The 3,214-nt window shown below is 70.5% G+C and carries 5 protein-coding genes; 3 read left to right on the forward strand and 2 right to left on the reverse strand.

From position 1 onward, the window contains the following. Window positions 1-570, reverse strand: a 570-nt coding sequence (locus tag AC5RV2_RS16145; RefSeq protein ID WP_494093175.1) for an amidase, incomplete at its 3' end; no start/stop codon positions are given. Window positions 571-634: 64 nt separating this feature from the next. After that, window positions 635-1,378, reverse strand: coding sequence for a Type 1 glutamine amidotransferase-like domain-containing protein (locus AC5RV2_RS16150; protein ID WP_494093176.1), 744 nt, complete (start codon window positions 1,376-1,378; stop codon window positions 635-637). A 131-nt stretch (window positions 1,379-1,509) separates the two neighbouring features. On the opposite strand from AC5RV2_RS16150, the gene AC5RV2_RS16155 reads away from it, so the two are divergent. The 3 genes from AC5RV2_RS16155 to AC5RV2_RS16165 all read left to right on the forward strand — a co-directional run bounded on the left by AC5RV2_RS16155 (window position 1,510) and on the right by AC5RV2_RS16165 (window position 3,174). Next, the gene (locus tag AC5RV2_RS16155) at window positions 1,510-1,836 is read left to right on the forward strand and encodes a rhodanese-like domain-containing protein (protein ID WP_494065428.1); all 327 of its coding nucleotides are present in this window, start codon (window positions 1,510-1,512) and stop codon (window positions 1,834-1,836) included. Then, on the forward strand, window positions 1,836-2,762 hold the full coding sequence (pheA, locus tag AC5RV2_RS16160; RefSeq protein ID WP_494093177.1) for a prephenate dehydratase: 927 nt from the start codon (window positions 1,836-1,838) through the stop codon (window positions 2,760-2,762). The genes AC5RV2_RS16155 and pheA overlap by 1 nt, the downstream gene beginning before the upstream one ends. A gap of 82 nt (window positions 2,763-2,844) precedes the next feature. Next, complete coding sequence (locus AC5RV2_RS16165) at window positions 2,845-3,174, forward strand: hypothetical protein (RefSeq protein WP_494093178.1); 330 nt, start codon at window positions 2,845-2,847, stop codon at window positions 3,172-3,174. The last annotated feature ends 40 nt before the right edge of the window (window positions 3,175-3,214 follow it).

Consider the following 3,214-nt stretch of genomic DNA (forward strand, 5'->3'; position numbering starts at 1 on the left):
CACCAGCCCGGTGGCGGCCGCCGGAATCCGGACCGAGCCGCCGCCGTCCGACCCGGGGGCGAAGGGCAGCAGGCCGGCGGCCACTGCGGCCGCGCTTCCGCCGGAGGAACCGCCCGGGCTCAGCGCCGGGTCCAGCGGGTTGCGGGCCGGCGGCGCCACACGGTTCTCGCTGTAGGAGGTCAGGCCGAATTCGGGGACCTGGGTCTTGCCGAGGCTGATGCTGCCGGCGGATTCGAGGACGTCCACCAAGGGGTGGTTGGCCAGGGCGGGGCGATGCTCCAGGGCCGCGCTGCCGTGGGTGGTCGGGACGCCGGCCACATCCGTGAGGTCCTTGTAGGCCACCGGCAGGCCGTGCAGCCGGCCCAGGGTCCCGCCGCGTGCCTGGTGGTCGTCCGCGGCGCGTGCCTGCTTGAGCGCCTGGTCGGCGGTGACGGTGATGAAGGCGCCGAGCCTGGGGTTCAGGGCATCAATGCGCTGGAGGTAATGCTCCGTCAGTTCGAGGGCGGACAGTTCGCCGCGGGCCACGGCGTCGCGCTGGGCGACGGCCGTCAAGTCATGCAAAGCAGTCATCGCCCGTAAGCGTAGCCCCGCCCGGCGGTGCGGGCTAATCCGCGCGCCCCACCGGCGCGCCGGTTTAGCCGAGGAACCTGGTGTCGATCGGCTCCTCCACGGCGACGGCGTCGGGCCCGTCCCCGGCCTGGGCCGTCACGCGGTAGGCGAGTTTCCCGTCGGTCTCGCTGACCGCCTCGGCCAGTTCGGTGCCGCGGTAGACCAGTCCGACGCCGTCGTCGGTGCAATGCGTTTCGCCCAGGATGCCGTCCGCCACGAGCCGGTGCACCAACGGCCGGCGCTGCGGTTCCGAGTCGTAATGGACGCCGTTGTCGTAGGGCAGCAACGCCAGCCCGTTCGTGACCGGCCGCAGCTCGGGGCCGAAGGAGTCGGTGGTGCCGCCGCGGAACCAGCAGATGGAACCGGCGGAGACCCCCGCCAGGACCACGCCGGCCTGCCAGACCCGCCTGAAAATGGCGTCCAGGCCGTGGACCCGCCACACCGCCAGCAGGTTCGCCACCGAGCCGCCGCCCGCCCACACCACATCCTGGCCCAGCAGGTGTTCCTCGATGTCCGCCACGTTGGGCATGGTGAACAAGTTCAGATGGCTCAGGCCGTAACCGGCAACCCTGGCCGCCTCGTCCAGCTCGGCCTGGAGCCAGCGCTGGTCGCCGCTGGCGGTGCCCACGTGGACCAGCCGCGGTGCCCGCCCCGTGGGCCCCGCCAGTTCGACGGCGTGGTGCACCAGGTGGTGGAACGCGATCCGGCTGCGAACACCGGCCCTGATTCCCCCGGACGTAGCAAGGATGGTCGGCTGGTCTGCGGCCATGGGTGCCCCTGTCTCATTACGGTGCGGCGGACGATCCCACTATAGGCTTGGAAAGGGGGCAAAACGCGGGTGCGCCCGGAGCAGGAATTCACCAGCGGCGGCAGGGCCCGCCGCGGATTACGGAGGTTGCCATGAGCGATATCGAGAATGTGGATGTCAACAGCATCGGCGGCGACGCCACCATTCTGGACGTGCGCGAAGACTATGAATGGGAGGCCGGACACATTGCGGGCGCCGTGCACATCCCGCTCAACGAGCTGCCGCTGCGCCTGGACGAACTGGACCCCGACGTGGACCTGCATGTGGTGTGCCGCAGCGGCGGGCGGTCCTTCCGGGCCACCGAATGGCTGAACGGGAACGGATACTCGGCGGTGAACGTCGACGGCGGAATGGGTGCTTGGCTGGATGCCGGCAAGCCGATCGTCTCGGAGAACGGGCAGGAGCCCCGGGTCCAGTAATGGCAGGCGTCTACACCTTCCTGGGGCCGGAGGGAACCTTCACCGAGGCTGCCCTCCTCCAGGTTCCCGGGGCGGCTGCCGCGCGCCGGATTCCGGCCGCGAGTGTCGACGCCGCCGTGGACGCCGTCCGCGCGGGCGAAGCCGGCGCGGCCATGGTCCCGATCGAGAACTCGGTCGAGGGGGGCGTCAGTGCCACGTTGGATGCCATCGCGGGAGGCGAGCCGCTGCGCATCATCGGCGAGGAACTCGTGCCCATCCGCTTTGTGCTGGCGGTGCGGCCCGGGACCGAGCCGGGAGACGTCGCAGTGGTGTCCACCCATCCGCATGCCTGGGCGCAATGCCGCGCTTGGTCCGGCGCAAATATTCCCCAAGCAGAATATCTGCCGGCCTCCTCGACGGCGGCGGCCGCGGTGGGACTGCTGGAGCCCGGGGCCGGCTACGAGGCGGCGATCTGCTCGCCGCTGGTGGCCGGGCAGCGCGGGCTGGAGGTGCTTGCCGAGGATATCGGCGACATTCCGGACGCCGTGACCCGATTCATTCTGGTGAGCCGTCCCGGGGTCCTGCCCGAGCCGACCGGCGCCGACAAGACCACCCTGGTGGTCCCGCTGCCGCAGGACCGTCCGGGTGCGCTGGGGGCAATCCTGGAACAATTCTCCAGCCGGGGCGTGAACCTGAGCCGGATCGAGTCCCGCCCAACCGGCCAGTTCTTGGGAGATTATTTCTTCAGCCTCGATGCCGAAGGCCACCTGGCCGAGGAGCGGGTGGCCGACGCCGTCCGCGGGCTGCACCGGCTCAGCCCGGGCATCCGGTTTTTGGGCTCCTACCCGCGCGCCGACCGCCGCGGACTGACTGTTCCGCGCCGCAACCAGGACGAGGCGTTCCGGAAGGCCGACCGCTGGGTGCAGGACCTGCTGTTGGCCCGCTGACCGGCCCTGCCGGACTGTCGACCCGCGGTTATGGTCAGTATGCTGAGGAAAACCGCACCTGCGAACCAAGGATCGGAGCACCATGACGCAGCAGAACGACAGGGACCAGTACAAGGACGGGGAGCCGACGCCGGTGGAGGCGCTCAACCAGACCCCGAGTGAAAACCGCGCGGGCGACCTGGGGGACCAGGGCAACGACCTGCGTTTCGCCGAGGAGCAGCAGCTGATCGACCAGCAGGCGGCCGGCGAATTCCCGGTTCCCCGGGACGAAGACCTGCAGCAGCCGGATGCGGATGTCCCGGCGCTCGAAGCAGACGAACAGCCCATCGACATTCCGGGCGAGGAACTGCACAACACGGACCGGGCCGATGCCAGCGACGATCCGCTCAACACCGGGGGCGACGACACGTAGGCGCCCCGGCGCTCCGGGCGGCCGCCGGCCCAGGTGGCCG

The sequence above is a fragment of the Arthrobacter sp. Y3225116 genome (assembly GCF_059091245.1).